Source organism: Bacillus inaquosorum, from assembly GCF_023238325.1.
GTDB classification, from domain to species: Bacteria; Bacillota; Bacilli; order Bacillales; family Bacillaceae; genus Bacillus; species Bacillus inaquosorum.
The window spans coordinates 2626533-2645015 of the sequence record NZ_CP096592.1; the positions used below are offsets into that span (position 1 = coordinate 2626533).

20 protein-coding genes and 6 pseudogenes are annotated in these 18483 nt (G+C 36.0%); 6 read left to right on the forward strand and 20 right to left on the reverse strand.

The features are described 5' to 3' along the window. Positions 1–26: 26 nt before the first annotated feature. A pseudogene (locus tag M1M80_RS21715) lies at positions 27–93 on the forward strand (hypothetical protein); the annotation flags it as partial. Between the two features lie 122 nt (positions 94–215). Here M1M80_RS21715 and M1M80_RS13215 read toward each other — a convergent pair. The 5 genes and pseudogenes from M1M80_RS13215 to M1M80_RS13235 all read right to left on the reverse strand — a co-directional run bounded on the left by M1M80_RS13215 (position 216) and on the right by M1M80_RS13235 (position 5562). Further along, positions 216–394, reverse strand: a pseudogene (locus tag M1M80_RS13215) (hypothetical protein). Positions 395–532: 138 nt separating this feature from the next. After that, a protein-coding gene (locus M1M80_RS13220; RefSeq protein ID WP_134981034.1) for an IS3 family transposase occupies positions 533–1683 on the reverse strand; the annotation gives its coding sequence in 2 pieces (ribosomal slippage) (positions 533–1410 and positions 1410–1683; 1152 coding nt in all). Between the two features lie 125 nt (positions 1684–1808). Then, entirely contained in the window at positions 1809–3023 is a 1215-nt protein-coding gene (locus tag M1M80_RS13225; RefSeq protein WP_060399070.1) for an MFS transporter, read from the reverse strand. A 247-nt stretch (positions 3024–3270) separates the two neighbouring features. Beyond that, a complete protein-coding gene (locus M1M80_RS13230) occupies positions 3271–4575 on the reverse strand; it encodes an MFS transporter (protein ID WP_060399071.1) in 1305 nt (434 codons plus the stop codon). 222 nt (positions 4576–4797) lie between these two features. Then, entirely contained in the window at positions 4798–5562 is a 765-nt protein-coding gene (locus M1M80_RS13235; protein ID WP_003237143.1) for an MBL fold metallo-hydrolase, read from the reverse strand. A 199-nt stretch (positions 5563–5761) separates the two neighbouring features. On the opposite strand from M1M80_RS13235, the gene M1M80_RS21625 reads away from it, so the two are divergent. Next, positions 5762–5884: a winged helix-turn-helix transcriptional regulator gene (locus tag M1M80_RS21625; protein ID WP_323135013.1), complete on the forward strand. Its 123-nt coding sequence runs from the start codon at positions 5762–5764 to the stop codon at positions 5882–5884. 229 nt (positions 5885–6113) lie between these two features. Here M1M80_RS21625 and M1M80_RS13240 read toward each other — a convergent pair whose 3' ends face one another. Next, the gene (locus tag M1M80_RS13240; RefSeq protein WP_060399072.1) at positions 6114–6656 is read right to left on the reverse strand and encodes a cysteine hydrolase family protein; all 543 of its coding nucleotides are present in this window, start codon (positions 6654–6656) and stop codon (positions 6114–6116) included. A gap of 115 nt (positions 6657–6771) precedes the next feature. Between M1M80_RS13240 and M1M80_RS13245 the strand changes: the two genes are divergently transcribed. Continuing rightward, positions 6772–7221: an Lrp/AsnC family transcriptional regulator gene (locus tag M1M80_RS13245; RefSeq protein ID WP_003237149.1), complete on the forward strand. Its 450-nt coding sequence runs from the start codon at positions 6772–6774 to the stop codon at positions 7219–7221. Positions 7222–7364: 143 nt separating this feature from the next. Here the strand turns inward: M1M80_RS13245 and lrpA are convergent, their stop codons facing one another. Next, complete coding sequence (gene lrpA, locus M1M80_RS13250; protein WP_003237151.1) at positions 7365–7775, reverse strand: transcriptional regulator LrpA; 411 nt, start codon at positions 7773–7775, stop codon at positions 7365–7367. A gap of 262 nt (positions 7776–8037) precedes the next feature. Between lrpA and M1M80_RS13255 the strand changes: the two genes are divergently transcribed. Beyond that, positions 8038–9039 (forward strand): LLM class flavin-dependent oxidoreductase, encoded by a 1002-nt coding sequence (locus M1M80_RS13255; protein ID WP_032731960.1) that lies wholly within the window; start codon positions 8038–8040, stop codon positions 9037–9039. Positions 9040–9347: 308 nt separating this feature from the next. Here the strand turns inward: M1M80_RS13255 and M1M80_RS13260 are convergent, their stop codons facing one another. The 9 genes and pseudogenes from M1M80_RS13260 to M1M80_RS13300 all read right to left on the reverse strand — a co-directional run bounded on the left by M1M80_RS13260 (position 9348) and on the right by M1M80_RS13300 (position 14348). Further along, positions 9348–10124, reverse strand: coding sequence for a sulfite exporter TauE/SafE family protein (locus M1M80_RS13260; RefSeq protein ID WP_060399073.1), 777 nt, complete (start codon positions 10122–10124; stop codon positions 9348–9350). Positions 10125–10186: 62 nt separating this feature from the next. After that, on the reverse strand, positions 10187–10414 hold the full coding sequence (locus tag M1M80_RS13265) for a sulfurtransferase TusA family protein (RefSeq protein WP_003237159.1): 228 nt from the start codon (positions 10412–10414) through the stop codon (positions 10187–10189). Between the two features lie 34 nt (positions 10415–10448). After that, positions 10449–11580, reverse strand: a pseudogene (locus M1M80_RS13270) (MBL fold metallo-hydrolase); the annotation flags it as partial. A gap of 35 nt (positions 11581–11615) precedes the next feature. Then, on the reverse strand, positions 11616–12011 hold the full coding sequence (locus M1M80_RS13275; protein ID WP_060399074.1) for a DsrE/DsrF/DrsH-like family protein: 396 nt from the start codon (positions 12009–12011) through the stop codon (positions 11616–11618). 21 nt (positions 12012–12032) lie between these two features. After that, the gene (locus tag M1M80_RS13280) at positions 12033–12590 is read right to left on the reverse strand and encodes a sulfurtransferase TusA family protein (RefSeq protein ID WP_003237167.1); all 558 of its coding nucleotides are present in this window, start codon (positions 12588–12590) and stop codon (positions 12033–12035) included. Positions 12591–12656: 66 nt separating this feature from the next. After that, a complete protein-coding gene (locus M1M80_RS13285; RefSeq protein ID WP_060399075.1) occupies positions 12657–13025 on the reverse strand; it encodes a rhodanese-like domain-containing protein in 369 nt (122 codons plus the stop codon). A 42-nt stretch (positions 13026–13067) separates the two neighbouring features. Continuing rightward, entirely contained in the window at positions 13068–13550 is a 483-nt protein-coding gene (locus M1M80_RS13290) for a DsrE/DsrF/DrsH-like family protein (protein WP_019258963.1), read from the reverse strand. Positions 13551–13703: 153 nt separating this feature from the next. Beyond that, positions 13704–13964 carry a metal-sensitive transcriptional regulator gene (locus M1M80_RS13295; protein WP_003237170.1) on the reverse strand — a complete coding sequence of 87 codons (261 nt, stop codon included), beginning with the start codon at positions 13962–13964 and terminating at the stop codon, positions 13704–13706. Positions 13965–13982: 18 nt separating this feature from the next. Then, positions 13983–14348, reverse strand: a complete 366-nt coding sequence (locus M1M80_RS13300) for a hypothetical protein (protein ID WP_019258964.1) — start codon at positions 14346–14348, stop codon at positions 13983–13985. Between the two features lie 169 nt (positions 14349–14517). Between M1M80_RS13300 and M1M80_RS13305 the strand changes: the two are divergent. Beyond that, positions 14518–14634, forward strand: a pseudogene (locus M1M80_RS13305) (suppressor of fused domain protein); the annotation flags it as partial. Positions 14635–14697: 63 nt separating this feature from the next. Then, a pseudogene (locus tag M1M80_RS21720) lies at positions 14698–14764 on the forward strand (hypothetical protein); the annotation flags it as partial. 122 nt (positions 14765–14886) lie between these two features. Here M1M80_RS21720 and M1M80_RS13310 read toward each other — a convergent pair. The 4 genes and pseudogenes from M1M80_RS13310 to M1M80_RS13325 all read right to left on the reverse strand — a co-directional run bounded on the left by M1M80_RS13310 (position 14887) and on the right by M1M80_RS13325 (position 18127). Further along, a pseudogene (locus M1M80_RS13310) lies at positions 14887–15016 on the reverse strand (hypothetical protein). A 449-nt stretch (positions 15017–15465) separates the two neighbouring features. Further along, a complete protein-coding gene (locus M1M80_RS13315; RefSeq protein ID WP_032731893.1) occupies positions 15466–16479 on the reverse strand; it encodes an NADP-dependent oxidoreductase in 1014 nt (337 codons plus the stop codon). A 263-nt stretch (positions 16480–16742) separates the two neighbouring features. Then, positions 16743–17492: an SDR family NAD(P)-dependent oxidoreductase gene (locus M1M80_RS13320; protein ID WP_003237172.1), complete on the reverse strand. Its 750-nt coding sequence runs from the start codon at positions 17490–17492 to the stop codon at positions 16743–16745. 59 nt (positions 17493–17551) lie between these two features. After that, the gene (locus M1M80_RS13325; protein ID WP_003237173.1) at positions 17552–18127 is read right to left on the reverse strand and encodes a TetR/AcrR family transcriptional regulator; all 576 of its coding nucleotides are present in this window, start codon (positions 18125–18127) and stop codon (positions 17552–17554) included. Positions 18128–18483 lie beyond the last annotated feature (356 nt).

Genomic DNA, 18483 nt, shown 5'->3' on the forward strand with positions numbered 1-18483 from the left:
TCATTAAAGTTTCTTTTTAAAAAAATAGAGAAAGAATATATGAAAGAGTTATGAAAATCATTTTTTGTCATCGCTGATAAGCTCTCCGAGAAACAGATGACTTTACTTAAAAGCCCTTTACTTGCTTACTTGCATCCTCTCTCAAGCAATCCAAAGCCGGACGTTATAAAAGCTCGCGCTAGAAACCCCTTCATAGCATGCTTCAACACACCTATTTATACAGGCCTCGATCTGGCTGTCGATGCTCGATCCCTTGATCGCTTGTTCCTCGGTTGATACCCTTACATATATTGCGATCACCCTGTATCTCCTTCCTATAAAGTTTTATTAAATAATGATAGCAATCGTTAATGCATTTTTCAGCTTGCGGTCCCTCGATGATGATTACCTTCATAATGCATCACCCCTTGGGTAATGCTATGTAACAGCTGTTTGTCCAAATAAGGTCATTTTCAAAGAATATGAAAACAAATAAAAAAACCGAGGTTTAAGGGACTGACCCCCGTTTTTGAGACAGGGATCAAAACACCTTTTAAACAGCCAATTGCCGATAGCTTATCGGTGATTGGCTGTTTAGTTTCGTTTGAATACGAATGTTGTTATAATAATAAATGTATTCTTTGACAGTGCGTTCTACGATGGCGGTCGTGGTTCGATCAATGCTGTTAAGATAGAACGTTTCAGACTTTAGTGAGGAATGAAACGATTCGATGGAGGCATTATCAGCGGGCGTCCCTTTGCGGGACATGCTCATGGTAATGCCTTTTGTTTTAACAGCTTTCTGATACTCATAAGATGTATACACAGATCCTTGGTCACTATGTAACACGCAGTTCTGAGGCAGTGTTGGCAGCTGATCAAGTGTGTTTAAGACAAAGTCTGTGTCCTGCTTATCTCCAATCGTGAAAGCAATCACTTCTCCATTGTATACATCCAATATACTGGAAAGGTACAATTGTTTCTGTCCATAAGGCAAATACGTGATATCCGTTACTAGTTTTTCAAGAGGATGATCAGACTGAAAGTTCCGATCTAATATATTATCGACCACGGCATATGGCTGCCCATTCTTCTTGCGCCTTTTCACCTTAACCCGGCACTGCCACTGATTTTTCTGCATGATACGCTGAACCGTTTTATGGTTAATACGCATTCCCTTTTTTAATATAGCTGTAATTTTTCGATATCCATATCGATACTTGTGCTCTCGGCACAACGTGCCGATTTGTTTTTTCAAATGGCACTTGGGATGATCTTTCGTCAGGTTCTTCTTCCAACGATAATAAGACGCTCGTGAGATACCTAAATGAACACAGATATCCTGTACGGTCATTGTGCTGTGCAATACTTCTACAAGTTCGACTGACGTTTGGCTATCAACTTCCTTTCCAATTCGTTGTACTTTTTTAAAACTTCATTCTGTTGTCTCAGATAACGGTTCTCTGCCTGCAGTTTCTCTAATTCGGAAGCATACTCCGGACCTTTTCCGTAAGTGTATTGCTTACCAACAGGTTGTTCGAATCGATGTGTATCCCCAGCCTTATGCCACCTAACCCATGTCTGAACCTGCGTCTTATTCTTGATATTCAATTCCTGCATGATCTCTTTCATAGGCACGCCTGCCAATCTCATTTCTACAGCCTTCTGTTTGACTTCAATCGGATAACTCACTCTTGTTCCCATACAAAAAACACCTCCAAGTCTTATTTCGGATAACAACTATCCATTTTCAAACCTGAAGGTGTTTTTTATTTGTCTCATCTTATGGGGTCAGTCCCTTAAATCATCGGTTTTTTTTACTATCCCCACTAGGATCTCAAGTTTTTCGCTAAGCTTTCTCCCAACCGGTTTTCTTTCCACATAATTGTAATACCGAAGCCAATGACCATAATGACAGCAGCGAAAAGATAAGGATAGTGGATGTTTACGTCAAATAATATTCCACCCATGGCTGGCCCTCCGATATTACCTAAGCTCGTATAGGTTGAGTTCATTCCAGCAACAAATCCTTGCTCTTTCTCGGCAGCTTTTGATAAAAAAGTCGTCAATGCCGGGCGAAGCAAGTCAAATGCGAGGAAGATGAAGCAAGTTACCGCTAGCACTGCTAAAAAGCTAGAGATTACAGTAGATGCCACTGCCAATATTGCACCTATAATTAACAATAATTGAATTAGTTTCTTTTCACCAAGTATATCTACCATTTTTCCAAACATAAATAATTGAATAACAACTCCGAAGATTGAGCTGATTGTAATAATAGTTGCAATTTCCTTCGGCGTGAAGCCAAATTTATGATCAGAAAATAGGCTGAAAACTGTTTCATATGCTGATAATCCGAAAGCAAGTACAAACACAATGATAAAGGCAGTAAAGTAACGTGGATTAAGTGATCTTTTGAAATCGCCTATTAAGTTTGTTTGCTTTGTATTTGCAGAAATTTCTGCAATCTGCTCCTTTGTTAGCGGCTCTTTTAAAATAAATATGGATGAAATGCATGCTAAAAAGGCAATGCCTGCCGCAAAGAAGAAGGGCATACGTATACCGTATTCTGCAATAAAGCCACCGATGCCAGGTCCGATAATAAAGCCAGTACTAATGGCGGCAGAAATATAGCCTATCGCTTTTGGACGTTCCTGAACGGATGTAATATCTGCAACAAATGCAGTAACGCCTGTCATAATAAAGGCAGCACTAATCCCCCCTAGAATCCTTGATATATAAAGCACTGATACAGTCGTGCCTAAACTAAAGATAAGTTCTGAAACACCAAAAAGAAACAAACCGCTTATGATGATTTTCTTTCTGCCATAATGGTCAACCCATCGTCCTGCGAGCGGTGATATAAGCAGTTGTGCTACCGCAAGTACGGCGACAAGATAGCCCATCGTTTTTCCCGATAAATGCATGATATTCATAAAAGACGGCATAACGGGGACGATGAGACCTATACCTAGAAATACAATGAATATATTGCTAAGAAGTATAATTAATACCAACTTTTGTTCTTTAATTGTTTTCTTCATATATAAACACCCCTTTCTATATAATCATTGATCTACAGTGCCTCTCCAAAATAATGTCCAAGAGACTTCTAATTTATCACTCAGGCGTTTTTCATCATTACCGTATCCAGCACAACAATGGAATCGACTACACCTAAGTCGAAGTTTTGTTACATCTCCGCTTATACCTTGAAGTTACATAACACCCAAGACACCTTAGAGTAATGTCTACTTAGGTTCTTCAAATGTATAGGAAAGTTATATAAGCTTATGCTTTTTCCTGAATCCCTTTAAAATACCAAATAACTACTGGAATGAGTAACAATGATAAAACGGCTCCAGAAATTGATAGTATTGTATAACTAGAATGTGCAACAACCATTCCTGACAAGGCTCCACCCGCTGCTCCTGATAGTGCTACTAAGACATCGAATGTTCCTTGTGTTTTTGCACGTAGAGATGGATGTGTTGAATCTATAATGAGGGCAGTTCCCGTTAGTAAACCAAAGTTCCAACCTACCCCTAGTAATACTAGTGCTAGGATTAGTAATGATAATGAGTCTGCCGGTGCAATAGCTGCCACCAATCCAGCGGCAAGAAGTGTAGCACCTGAAGCAATAGCCATAGTAGTGCGACCAAACTTATCTACTAATAAACCAGTCAATGGTGAAGGAAGATACATCGCTGCAATATGGAGCCCTATAACTAATCCCACTTCGCTTAAACCATGACCGTGATGACCCATGTGAACTGGTGTCATTGTCATAATAGCTGTCATGATTAGTTGAGCTAAAATCATAATTACAGCTCCTACCATTATTCCTTTTTTGTTTATAGCAGGATTTTTTAGACATCCTCCTATCTGTACTTTATCGTCTTTTTTCTCAGCATTCGCAATAGCTGTTGATACAAACAGCGGATCTGGACGAAGAAAAATTAAGAGAATAAATCCAGCAATTATAAAAGCTGCTCCTGACATGATAAACGGACCAGCTAAATTGGGAACACCAATTGAATCTGCAAATTCCCCCATCGTATTAACTAAGTTAGGACCCACTACAGCTCCTAAAGTAGTAGAAACTAAGGCCATACTTGCAGCAGTTGCCCGTTGTTTCTCATTTGCAAGGTCTGTCCCAGCATACCGAACTTGAAGATTAGAAGCCATACCTGCTCCATAAATAAGAAGGGAAACAAATAATAGGGCAACGCTGTTGATTAAAGCCGCAATTATAACACCTATAGCACCTAATCCACCTATAAGGAAACCACCTGCAAGTCCGGCTCTACGACCAAAACGTTGTGAGGATGCTCCTATAAGTAGGGCAGCTACGGCAGATCCAAAAGTAAAGAGGGCAGTTGGAATTCCTGCTACATTTTCCGATCCTATCATATCTTGTGCAAGAAGCGCCCCAACTGTTATCCCAGCACCAAGTCCTGCTCCCCCAAAAATTTGTGAAACCATCAAGATTTTTAATGTTTTTTTATAAAGTTGGTTTTGTTTTTCTGGTGAATCAATATAACCTTGTAACCAAACAGGCTGCTGTGTTGATATATTTGTATCTTTTTTTGTCATTATCTCTACCTCCTAACGACATATCTCTGTTGCTGTTCAAGTTTTTTTGTCATCATTGGAAATTCCATTTTTGTTATTCCATATATTTAGGATTTTCGATATATTTAAAATTTCTTTATATTCATCATTAGAAGAAGCTCATGATTAGTTTTTATATTATGAGCTTCTTCTATTTCTTATTTTTTAATATGAACAAGACAATATTGTTTGTCGGTGTTCATATTAAAATGTGTAAGACTCGCCATCTTCTGGTACTAAAATATTACTTGAGAATCCTTTTTCCTTACTAAAGTTTTTTAATTCTTCTCTAGATAGTGTCCAATGGTTAACAGCTTCCATATGAACAGATATAATCTTAGCATTAGGAGCAGCCTTGTGAACTTCATAGATGTCTTCTTTTCCCATGATGAGTGAACCTAATTCTAATCTTTGATTGTCTCCACCATTAACAACAATGATTTCTGGTTGATGTGTATGAATCTCGTCTTCGATAGCATCATACCAAACTGTATCACCAGCTACATATAAAACTTTTTCACTTGGGTGCTTGAATACTAATCCACAAACTTCACCCATTAAGTTTAATAACTCTTCTCCTCTACCATGTTCACCTTTTGTTTTTACTAATTGGATCCCTTCAAAAACTGTGTCTTGTTGTAGTACTTCTACATTTTTGAAACCACTTGATTTTACTTCTTTTGCATCTGCTTCATTTTGAACAAACATTTTGATATTTTTCGGCAATACGTTTCTTGCCACATCATCAAAGTGATCTAGGTGTAGATGAGTAACAATGACTGCATCTACGCCATCCAGAATGTTATCAATTGACGTTGGCAAACTCACCAAAGGATTAAATAGATCTTGTCTGATCGTTTCAGGGAAAGTAGCGTACGTACCTTTCTCTGCTAACATAGGATCTATTAAAAATTTTTTATTTGCGTATTTTACAACAATTGTTGCATTTCGAATTTGTGTAATATTCATATTTACAACTCACTTTCTTTTTTTATTTGTCTTAGTTCGACAGAGTTAAGTGTATAATATCAGCAGTGTTCAAATACATAGATAAAAAAAAGTGTTTTAACTCTTTGACTTTATTTTCGAAAGGAATTAACGTTCAAATAGATCAAACAGATAAAAAATTATAGAGAAATTATGTATAATAGCCGAATTACAATGAAAGATCTGGGAGAGAGTACATTTAACATGGCCAGCAGCTACAGCTAGAGTAGAGAAATTAGAAGAGAATGGAGTTATTGAGGGATCTAACATTAAAGTAAATCAAGCAATTAGGTGCTTTATGTAAACCTTCATCAATATCTATATGGCAAAAACAATTCCTGTACATGGTCTTACTATGGATCAAAAACAGGACATCTTGATCTTTTATCAGATGGGAATAATGATACCGAAAAACAAAATAAAGATAATGAATAAAGGATGTCCAGAAGTTATTTTTCTGAACATCCTTTTTTAAGTTGTTGAATCATCTTTCTTGTGAAAAGAAAGACGTTATGTTCGCAAAGGAAATTCTTTTATTTTAAAAATGCCTCTGTGGTTTTCACTGTTGCATAGACACCATTTAATGCGGCCATAAATGCGTAATGGACATGTTCAGCAGGAACGATTTTATCTTCAATTTGCAATGTTGTTGTTGCGCAAGCATCTTCTACCACTTGGCATACATAACCATGTTCAACTGCAGAACGAACTGTTGCATCAATACACATATGGGACATCATACCGCAAACAACTAATTCTTTAACCCCTTGTTCTTGTAGCTTTTCATGTAAATCTGTATTGAAAAAGCTATTCGGCATATATTTTACAATAACTGTCTCTTTCTCTAATGGACGTACTGACTCATAAATTTCGACACCTTCTGTATTTGGATGGAAAAAATGAGCAATGTTACCTTCTGTGATATGCTGTACATGAAAGACTGGTGCGCCTGTGTTTCTGAAGTGTGAAAGTAGTTTAGCCGCATTTTGTGCTGCTTTCTCAGGGTTTGTTAAAGCCATCTTCCCATTTGGAAAGTAATCATTTTGAATATCAATCACTAATAAAGCTGTTGTCATTTTTTTCACCTCTTAAAATTTTTATACTGTATAAGGATATATAATTTCCATTGAATTTTCGATGGTCTCATGAAATACTATTATGTAAAACTTTTTCACTGTGAAAGTAGTTACTATGCAAATTGATTCAATTGATTTTCAAATTCTCCAATTATTAAATAAAAATGCTCGGATACAATGGAAAGAAATCGGTGAAAAAATTCATATGACAGGACAAGCGGTAGGCAATCGCATCAAAAAAATGGAGGATAACGGTATCATTAAGGCATATTCGATTGTGATTGATGAATTGAGGGTGGGGCTTTCTTTTACAGCCTTTGTCATCTTTTTCATGAATGCATATAAGCATAATGATTTATTGAAATTTATTGCTGCTCGTAATGAAATTAGCGAAGCACATCGTATTTCAGGAGACGCATGTTATCTTCTGAAGGTAAAGGTTCATTCACAAGAAGTTTTAAATCACCTTTTGAATGATTTATTGAAATATGGAAACTATCAGCTTTATTTGTCTATTAAGGAAGTAAAAAATCATTATAATACGTCATTAATGTCTGATGAATAATGTGCTTGTTATCATAATGTATAAGTGTTAAATCATGTATAAAAAAAGCTCTAGCTTGGTAAATTTCATATCCAAACTAGGGCTTTTTTAGAGCAGATATATATCATGTTATATGACCACACATCTCCGTTTTATAAAGTTAACTATTTACCAATAACAATCGACACTTTATAGTTTGCATGTTTGTTTAAGTCATTTAAAAATTGATCTAATACCTCGTTTGAAGGAAATTTACATTCAAGCAAATAACAACCGTCTCCACTAACTTTATAATTGTTTATTACATAGTTACCTTGTGTTTCTATAAAAGCTAAATAGGGTTGATGATGGATTTTTTCGATATAAATATTAAGAAAAGCATGTATAGAGAAGCCTAATTTCACTTGATTCACTTCAATACTACATCCTTTTATTATGCCATTGTCTAATAACTTTACTACTCTTGATGCGGTTGCTGGTGCAGTGAGATGTACTTTTTCCCCTAATTTTTTCATTGTAAGGCGACTATTTTTAGACAGCTCATCAAGTATTTTTTTATCTATTTCATCAATCATTTTCTTGTATCCTTTCTGAAAAAATAAGAAGTATTTTACATAGTCTGTTCGCTGTGCAATTTTTTATGTATGCTTAAAACTTTAAAAATAAAGTGAAATTGTGAAATAACTTTATTTTCCCTATGTATTGATCGATTGAGAAAGTATATATTTATTTGCATACAAAACAAAAGAGGAATGTACACCATTTAATATGAGACATTTATTTAAAATGGTTTTTCCATTGATTTTGTATAAGTTCATTATTTTTAGAGGTGAAATTATGAAAAAATTTGATATATCTGTTTTATCAGTTGCTCCATTAAGACAAGGAGAAACAATGAAACAAGGGATTGATTCTGCAGTTTCATTAGCTAAAGCTGTAGATAATATGGGCTATAAACGGATTTGGTTTGCAGAGCATCATAATCACGACGCTTATGCAAGTGCAGCAACCGTATCAATTGTACAACATATATTAGCAAATACAAAGGACATTCGCGTAGGTTCAGGGGGTATTATGTTGCCAAATCATTCCCCATTAGTCGTAGCGGAGCAATTTGGAACACTTGAAACATTATATCCAAATCGTGTAGATTTGGCATTAGGACGCGCACCGGGAACGGATCAAAAAACGGCCGATGTGATTCGTCGTTCCAACCATAATGGAGTGTTTTTCTTTGAAAGAGAAGTAAATGATATTTTGCGTTTTGTTGGGGATAAGAGTGTGCAGAGAGAGGTTCGCGCTTATCCAGGTATTGGAACGCATGTGCCTGTATTTGTGTTAGGATCCTCAACGGATTCAGCGAAAATTGCTGCAAAGCTTGGTTTACCCTATGCATTTGGCGCTCAATTTTCACCTCATGCGATGGAAGAAGCGCTCGCTATTTATCGAGAAAATTTCCAACCGTCTTCTTATTTACAAGAGCCTTATGTGATTGCTTGTATTAATGTGATTGCAGCAGAATCTATGGAAGAGGCATCTTTTATTTCTGCAAGTCATTTGCAGGTGTATATTGATATTTACACAAATAATTTAAGTAAGCTTATTCCACCCACTGAAAACTTCCTAGAATCGTTATCACAGTTTGAATTAGAAATTCTCCATAGTCGACTGGGGTATACAATCATGGGTGATTCAGAAACAATTCGTCGCGAACTAATTGAATTCCAACAAATGTATCAAGTAGATGAATTAATTGTATTATCTAATATTTACGAATTGAGCAAGGAAATTCAGTCTTACGAGATTTTAAAACATGTTGTGGATGAGTTGTTTGAATAAAGAATGGAGCAACTTTAGAAGTCGAGTTATGTGAGTTCGTATTCCTCGTAGCTTTATCCTTCTTTTAAAATACTCAAATTCTTCCCTATCCGTGTATAAAAATGCTAATCGACAGTAGACAATACTAATTCAAATACTTTATATGGGCTATCATATAGATTGGTACGAGTCATCCATTATCAAAAAGAATTTCATCCTGTACAAACATTTATTGAACATTATGTAAATGTCTTAACAGAAAAAAGAAAGGCCAACATTTGAAACACTCTGTTGGTCTTTCTTTTAATCATACGTAAGAAAGTGATCTGTTACAGAATATCCAACCAAATTTTAACAGCCGTCACCAAAATCAGTAAAGCTAAGATCCACCGCAGGATTTTTTCATTTACTTTTTGTCCCAGTTTTGCTCCTAGAGGCGAAGCGATTAAACTTGAGATAATAAGAATCAAAGAAGGTAAAAAAAGTATCTGACCTGTAATCACCTTTCCAACTGTTGCTCCAATAGATGAAAGAAGTGTAATCGCAAGAGATGAAGCGACGGTGATTCTAACAGGAATATTTAAAATCGATAACATAATGGGGACTAGGATAAAGGCGCCGCCAGCTCCTAAAATACCTGATACGCCACCAATGATAAACGCTAGGGACGAAGCCAACCATTTATTAAATATCACTTCTTTGCCGTCTCTATGTGCTTGTCCTTTTTTAGGTATAAACATTAGAATAACAGCTATAATAGCCAGAATTCCGTATATAAAGTTAATTCCTTTTTCAGATAAGTGATGAGAAAAATAACTCCCCAATACACTCCCTAAAAGGATGCTGCTTCCCATGTAAATAATTAATGCTTTATTTAAAAGACCACTCTTACGATAAGCCCAAACACCGCCAAGTGTCGCAAAGAAAACTTGAATAGCCCCTATCCCTGAAACTTCATGGGCAGTTAATGACATCACCCCTACTAAAGAAGGAATGTACAATAACATTGGATAATTAATTACTGAACCGCCAATACCAATCAATCCGGAAAGAAAGGCACCAATAAACCCTATAATGAAAAGAGTTGTGATAAAGGCAATATCCAATTTGGTTTTCCTCCTTTTCAAAGGAAAAGGGTATCTTTTTATTCGATACCCTTTCACATTCATTAGCCTTTTTCAATCCAGAATTTCAGTACATCTCCTTCTTGAGCTTGCTCTAAGATGTCATGCCCACCTGATTTAGACCAAGCCGCTAGGTCACTTTTGAATCCTTTATCGGTTGCATGCACTTCTAATATTTGACCTGATTCTATTTCATTCATAGCTTTCTTTGTTTTGACGATTGGCATTGGACATGCCAGCCCTTTAGCATCTAATACTTTATCTGATTTCATGTTCATCTCTCCTCTGTTTGGTAATAATCATCTTTTATCGAATTGCACAACGATTTGGCCCAATCTCCATTTCACGCTGTTTTTCTTCATCTGGGTTGATTTTCCCCATATTTGTTTCGCGAATCTCTTGATATGCATTGGGTTGTGGAGGTAAATTACCTGTCACTAAGTGCCTAAATTCTGCTTCATCAGCAATGTTCAAACCATGGTTCTCGGCAAATAATGTACTTAGTTTTTTACCAACACTTCCATCATCATTTAGCTCATCAATGATCATAAAGTGTGCCGGTAATACAATTAAATCCTTTGATAACGCGTTGTAACGGCTATAAAGAGTTTTTCTTAAATCTCCTACCCAATCTCCTGCCATACCGGCTAAATCCGGTCTGCCGATTGAATCGATAAATAAGATATCACCTGAAAGAAGATACTGATCATCGACAATGAAAGAAGTGGAGCCAATGGTATGCCCTGGAGAATAAATCGGTTGAATTCTAATCTTTATATTTCCAATGATAATATCATTTCCTTCTTCCAACGGCTGATAATCGAATACCACTTCTTCAGCATCTTTAGGCGGTAACCAGTAGGTTGCTTTTGTTTTTTCGGCAATTACTCTCCCACCTGAAATATGGTCTGCGTGAAGATGTGTATCAAATACGTGAGTAATCGTTACACCTTTCTCCTTTGCAAAATCTATAAACACTTCTGCCATACGCGTAGCGTCTACTATGGCTGCTTCTCCATTGGAGAATATCATGTATGATAGGCAACCTTTCCCAATTCGAACAAACTGATAAATTTCACCACCATCTTTTAAATCTCCGACTTTTACCGGCTCTAAATGTTCACTCCATGCTTTCATTCCGCCTTTAAGATAGGATACAGAAAGACCTGCTTCTGAAAGCATCTCGGATACCATTACGGATGAACCTTCTTTTGCGCAAACGACTAGCACTTCTTTATCGGAAGGAATTTTCTCCAATATATCTTCTACTCCATCTAAAAGATCGAAATAAGGAACATTCAAATGGTCAAAGTCATGCCCTTCAATCTTCCAATCACTAAAATCATTTTCATTACGCACATCCAAAATAAATAAAGGTTCTTTGTTAAAGATTTTTTTTGTCACTTCTTTTGGGGTCAGTGCCTTTACGGTCATGTTTAAATACCTCCTATATCGAATCTATTTTTAACGGGACTAAAATGTTAAGGATACATCAGCATCTTTAGCAAAATCTAAAAAGGTAACAGCCCCGCCTACTTCAATTCCTTCTACAAAATCATCTTTTGTTAAACCCATAACGTCCATCGTCATTTGACAACCAATAAATGTAACTCCCATTTCTTGTGCCATTTCAATCAGTTCAGGAATAGACGGCACGCTTGCTTTCTTAAATCCTTCCGCAAAGTGTTCTTTTCCTTTCGGCATTTCTAATTCTTGATGTGCTTGCTTATGAATCAGATTTAATCCCTCGAATGTAAAGAAGATAGATACTTCTTGATCACTTGCTGCTGCGGCAGTCGCAATATTAAAAACTTTATAGGCATCAAATAGACCACCATTTGCCGCAATAATTGCTACTCTTGTACTCATTTGTTATCACCCTTTTCTTATTTATTCTGTTTTACCTGTCCAATCACGCATACCAGGGACAACATTAATAACCTTTTTAAAACCTTGTTTTTTCATCGTTTGGGCTGCCATTTCACTTCTTCTTCCAGAATGGCAAATGATATAAATTTCATCATCTTTGTTTAACTCGTTAGAGCGCTTTTCCACTTCCCCAAGAGGGATATGCACAACTCCCGGGATATGAGCTTCTTCATACTCATCTAACTCCCGGACATCTAAAATGTTAAGAGACTCCTCACTTTCAACTTTCTGTTTGAAAGCTTCTAGTGAAACCTCAGGAATAGAAGGTGTGCTTTCTGATGAATGTTCTCCTCCTTTACGAAGAAAATGATGAAGTATTTCTCCCTCTGTTTCAGTACCTAGATATTCATGACCTGTGCTATTTGCCCATGCTTGCAAATCTGCCGTAGAGCCTTTATCTGTTGCTTCAATTTCTAGTATCTCACCAGCTTTTAAATCCTTAATTTTCTTCTTCGTTTTTACAATGGGCATTGGACACGTCAAACCTTTAGCGTCTAACACAATATTTGCCTTCACCATTTTTTTCCTCCTTTTTAAATAGGGGTGGGGGTATATAAATATACAAAAAAAATACTATCTAAGGTTTTATGACCATGTATTCATACCACCTTTAATATTTGTGATATTTTTAAATCCTTGTTTTTTCAATACCTTGCTCGCCTTTAGACTTCCCATTCCACTTTGACAAATAATAAAAACTTCTTTATCTTTCGAAAGTTGATTGGTTTGACGAAGCAGATTTGACAAGGGAATGTTTTTAAACCCTTGAATATGTCTTGTACGAAATTCATGAGGTGTTCGTACATCGATAAACTGTTTGCCTTTATTTTTAAGCTCTGACTTTAAATCAGCAGTTGTTATTTGTTTAACACCTTGCACTGGTAAAAAACGTCGAAATACAATCCAAAGTAAAAATAAAATAAGTAAGGTATTGATAAGTACGCCACTGTCCATAGTGTCCCCCCCTTTCATTTATTGAATTTGCAATGGGTAACGTTAGATAAATAAGTTGACACTGCCTTCTTCAGCATCTGCCAAATAAGCTGCTACTCCAGCATAGTCGATATCATCTAATAGTTCTTTTTCCTGTAAACCAAGAAGATCCATTGTCATCGTACAAGCTACAAGCTTTACATCCTGTTCTTGAGCCGTCTCAATTAACTGAGGCAATGTCAGTGAATTATGCTTTTTCATCACATTTTTAATCATTTTAGGACCCATACCTGCAAAGTTCATTTTAGATAAACCCATCTTATCAGCACCGCGAGGCATCATTTTACCAAACATTTTTTCAAGAAACCCTTTTTTCACTGGAACAGGTTCTTCTTTACGCAAAGCGTTTAATCCCCAAAAAGTGTGGAAAATCGTCACTTCATGATCGTAGGCAGCAGCACCATTTGCAATAATATAGGCTGCCATTGCTTTATCATAATCCCCGCTAAATAAAACAATTGTTGTGCGTTTTGTTTGTTCTGTCATGTTTATTCTCCTAACCAATTACCCATGGGGGTATATCGAGATCAAAAAATTTTTTCGAAAGATCTGCTATTATTCAACTCATTAAATACCGGCAGGGGTATAATATAACACATATAAAAATTCGTCAACCTTAAATATAGGTTGATGAATTTTTTATCGACTCTTTACCAATAAGTCGACTGCTTCTTTTACTAAGTTTTGTGTGTCTTCGCCCTTTTCTAAACTTTCACGAACACAATGTTCAAGGTTTGTGCTCACAATTAAACCCATTGCTCGATCGATAGCATTACGTGAAGCTGCTAGTTGGGTCACAACCTCTCTACAATCTTTTCCTTGTTCCATCATAGTCAATACACCTTTAATTTGTCCTTCTATTCGGCGTAAGCGGTTTTTAATCTTTTGATCATACTCCATATATCGATGAAATCCTTTCTATAATTTATTTTTACATTTACATGTTGCCAATTCATAACTATTTACATGGATACCTTTGCTCTTCAGAAAACGCACTCCTAAATTTAATTCCACCCTATCATGAGCTATTATGTGTATTTTATCACGTGGAATCTCTAAATAAAAACGTTTTAGATACGCATATGGGATGTTTAAAATAATACCATCCGAAAAATTGGGTACATCGTTATAATGGCGAATATCTAATATTGTTATGTCCATGGTCTCTAATTTATCTTTATGGGTACAAGAGATTCCGGTTATAGGATAATAACGTCTATACGTTGCATGAATAATAACAAAAATAAGCAGAAATGCAACAACTAAATAATTGATACTAACCACACCACCTTATTAACCCCTTGTTATTCATAACGTAATAATATACCCCTATAGGTATATAGTCAAGTGTGAAAGCTAATTTCTTTGAGCTATTAATTAATTTTAACCTCTAAAGACTGAAAAACACTCACATTTCGCTAATGCCAATTCGACTAAAAGTAACTCAAATAAAGAAGAAACCGATATGAAACATGTTATGTTCGTTCCCCCATTTTTATGGGAGGAAGATTTAGAACTACTTGAATTTAGTAACAAAAATGTTACTTGGCTAATAGCTTTACCTATTTCAGGCAGAGGCCGGATCTAACATTCCGGCTTTCTCTATTTCATTAAAGTTTCTTTTTAAAAAAATAGAGAAAGAATATATGAAAGAGTTATGAAAATCATTTTTTGTCATCGCTGATAAGCTCTCCGAGAAGCAGATGACTTTACTTATAAGCCCTTTACTTGCTTACTTGCATCCTCTCTCAAGCAATCCAAAGCCGGACGTTATAAAAGCTCGCGCTAGAAACCCCTTCATAGCATGCTTCAACACACCTATTTATACAGGCCTCGATCTGGCTGTCGATGCTCGATCCCTGGATCTCCTTTCTATAAAGTTTTATTAAATAATGATAGCAATCGTTAATGCATTTTTCAGCTTGCGGTCCCTCGATGATGATTACCTTCATAAAATGCATCACCCCTTGGTAATGCTATGTAATAAGTGTTTGTCCTAATGAGATCATTTTCAATGAGTGTGAAAAATGCACTAAAAAAAACCGATAGTTAAAACCATCGGTTTTTATTGACATTTACTAATGCCTAAGTCCCCAATAAAGAGTTTTCTTTTATAACTAGGTAAATAACATGCCACTAGTGACATGTCTGTTAGAGAAAGCACCTGTCTCAATTTCATTCCAACATTTTCTATAAGAAACAATTGAAATGTCTAGTTCTCCATGTTTTATCATTACTGCTACAGGACTCCGGCTTGCTGAAGTTTTTCTATGATCTGACCTAGCTCTTTATCTTTTCCATTTCTTAATAGCAGATCTCGCGGTTTGTAACTTTATTATTGCCTTTCAAAATCCTTTACATAAATGATCTCAACTTTTTGACTGCTTTCTTCATATTCCCCTTAAAATTTAATAATCACTTTCCCTTTTGATCGTCCATTTGCGACTAGTTTTAGCGCTTCATTTACGTTGTCTATGGTAAATAGTGTTGGATGAATTGCTGGAACAATGTTGTTTTCTTCAATGATTTTTGTAATTTCTTTAAGTTGTGCGCCGTCAGAACGAACGAAGATAAAATGGTATTCCACGTTTTGTTTCTTGGCTTTGCGGTCATACTTTGCGCCAGCAAGGGAAAATAGCATTTGTTTCCACAATGGAAAATTTCGGTCTTTTCCAAAACGTTTATTTGGTCCTGTACGGAGAGAGAGCAATCTTCCCCCCGGTTTGATAATACTCAATTCACTGTCAAATTCTTTAGGTCCCAGTGTATCAATCACGTAATCCACATTCAACAACAAGTCAACATAGTTTTCTGTTGAATAATCCAAATATTGATCTGCACCCATTTCCAAAATGCGTTCGCGCGCTTCTGAGCTACCGCTAACAATGACATTTAGGTCCATTGCCTTTGCGATTGGTACAGCCATTTGACCAAAACTGCCTGATCCACCTGGAATGAAAACAGATTTACCTGACTGTGCCTCAAGTTCTTCATGCAGACCTTGATACGCTGTGAGTCCAGCCAGTGGTGCAGCAGCGGCTTCCACGTAGGACAAATTTTTTGGCATGGGTGCAACTGCGGCAGCGTCAATTGCGGCATATTTCGCAAAAGCACCAATATTTTCTAGAGGGAGACGTGTATAGATGGCATCTCCTACGTGAAATTCTGTCACATTTTTTCCGACTTTTTCGATAACACCTGTCAATTCATTACCAAGCGTTAATGGGAATTCATAATCTTGAATCAGTTTGACGCTGCCTGCAATAATTAACATTTCGAGTGGATTGACCGCCGCAGCTTTGACCTTTACCAAGACTTCGTTGTCATCGATTTCAGGAATTGGAATGTCATTGATTTGGGCATAGAGATCTTTAGAGTACTTGGTGATCTGAGCTGCTTTCATGAGTGTTTTCATTTTTTTATCAGCATCCTCTATCATATTACATTTATTAGGTTTTTACCTTTTTATATAATCGTTTAGGTGGAGGGGAATCTTACTTTAAGCGAAGTCTGACTTCCTATTTTATGATTAACCGGCCACCTAAACATTAGTGATTTTTAGAACGATCATTCTCAAATGATTAAATTTTTTAGAACCGATACTGTAAATAAATGTTTTTCATCTTCCTAGTGTTAGTGATATAGAGCATCGTTATATAGGTTTAATAACTTGAAATATTACATCTCTAGAATCGGATAGATTTGATCTCTTAATTGAAATTCATAGTTTTCGTCTACAATTCCTACTACTTGATTACTATCATAAAGCTTCATCATAAAACTCGCCACTTGCTCAACTGTGTGGTACATCGGGATATTTGCTTTGTAATCAAATTCTTTCGTATCAGATGCATTTTTCATGAATTCTGTTTCCGTGATTGCTGGTCCTAAAACTTTCACCTTCATTTTCGCACCTTTGCGTTCCAGTTCTTTTGCAAGCCCTTCTGTAAATGCACTAACAAAGTATTTAGATGCAGAATAAGTAATACTGCCAACAGCAATTGCATATCCGAGTGCTGATGATACGTTAATTAACTGAGTTCCCTCTACATCCGAATAATCACGTACAAATAGTGTAGAAAGAATCGTTAAGGATTCTACGTTGACACGTAACATGGTTTCCACTTTATCTAAATTCTGATCCGTGACAGAAGAAGATTCACCAAGCCCGGCATTATTAATCCAAGTCTCAATTTGATATTCCTTTAAATTGTCATACAGTGTATATGCCTGAGCTGTGATAGATAAGTCACTTGTACGAATAATAACATCCAAATCAGGATGAATATTCTGAATTGTTGATTTAAGCTCTTCTAATTTATCTAATCTTCTAGCTACAATAATTAAGTTTTTGCCGCGAGCAGCAAACGCTAATGCTGCCTCATATCCTATACCTGAGCTTGCTCCTGTAATAACTGTGTACTTCATATTATTCTCTCCTCGAAAACAAATTTTTTTAATTAGTTAACCCGTATAACAAAATAGATTCAGTCTAGTGTCGACAAAGTCAAATCAATAATGTTTTCTAATTTTCCCTTATCATTTGTCGTTTTTGCTAATACTCGTATCCCTACGAGTGAATTATGAATAAATTGAGAAAGCCCTTTGATGTCATAGTGTTTAGGAATTTCTCCTTGTTCTTGACCATGTTTTAGCAGATCAAATAATAATGCTTCCGCATTTATAAAAATCTCTGTAATTTTCTTAGCTACTTCTTCATCTATTAGGGATAATTCAACAGCTGCATTAACAGCTAAACATCCTTTTGGATGATTTTCTTTTGGGTAAATAACCATTTCAAATAATTTTCGTATAGCCTGCTTAACCGTTAATTCTGTTTTCACTTCATTCTTCATTCTTACTTCCATTATTTCTACATAGTGACATAAGGCTCGCATAAATAAAGTATGTTTGTCGCCAAATGTATCATAGATACTTCTGCGGTGAACGCCCATACGGTCCACCAAGTCTTGCATGGATGTTTTTTCATAACCCTGTTCCCAGAAAAGCTCCATTGCTTTTCTTAATGCTTTTTTTTCATCAAATTCTTTATTTCTAGCCATGTAATCCCACCTTAGAACGTATTACCTCTTTATACTGAGAAAGGACTGAGAATCATTGATGCATTCATCCCTCCCTCATTCTTAAATCATTAAAGAATGATCATTCTCATTTGAGTAGCAAAACAGTTAGATCTAACCTGTCTCAAGTATATCAAATTTGAGAACGATCGGTAAAGAATTTAGAACTTATTCATATGTTATGTATTTTAAGTCTTAAGGCAAAACTTTAAAATAATCAAAGAAGATTTAATAATCTCTGAAGCAAAAACAAAAAAGATACCAATATGATTTGGTATCTTCATCTAAACCGAGTCCCTCAACATAGTAAATCCTTATCACTGGTTATGAAAGCTTGT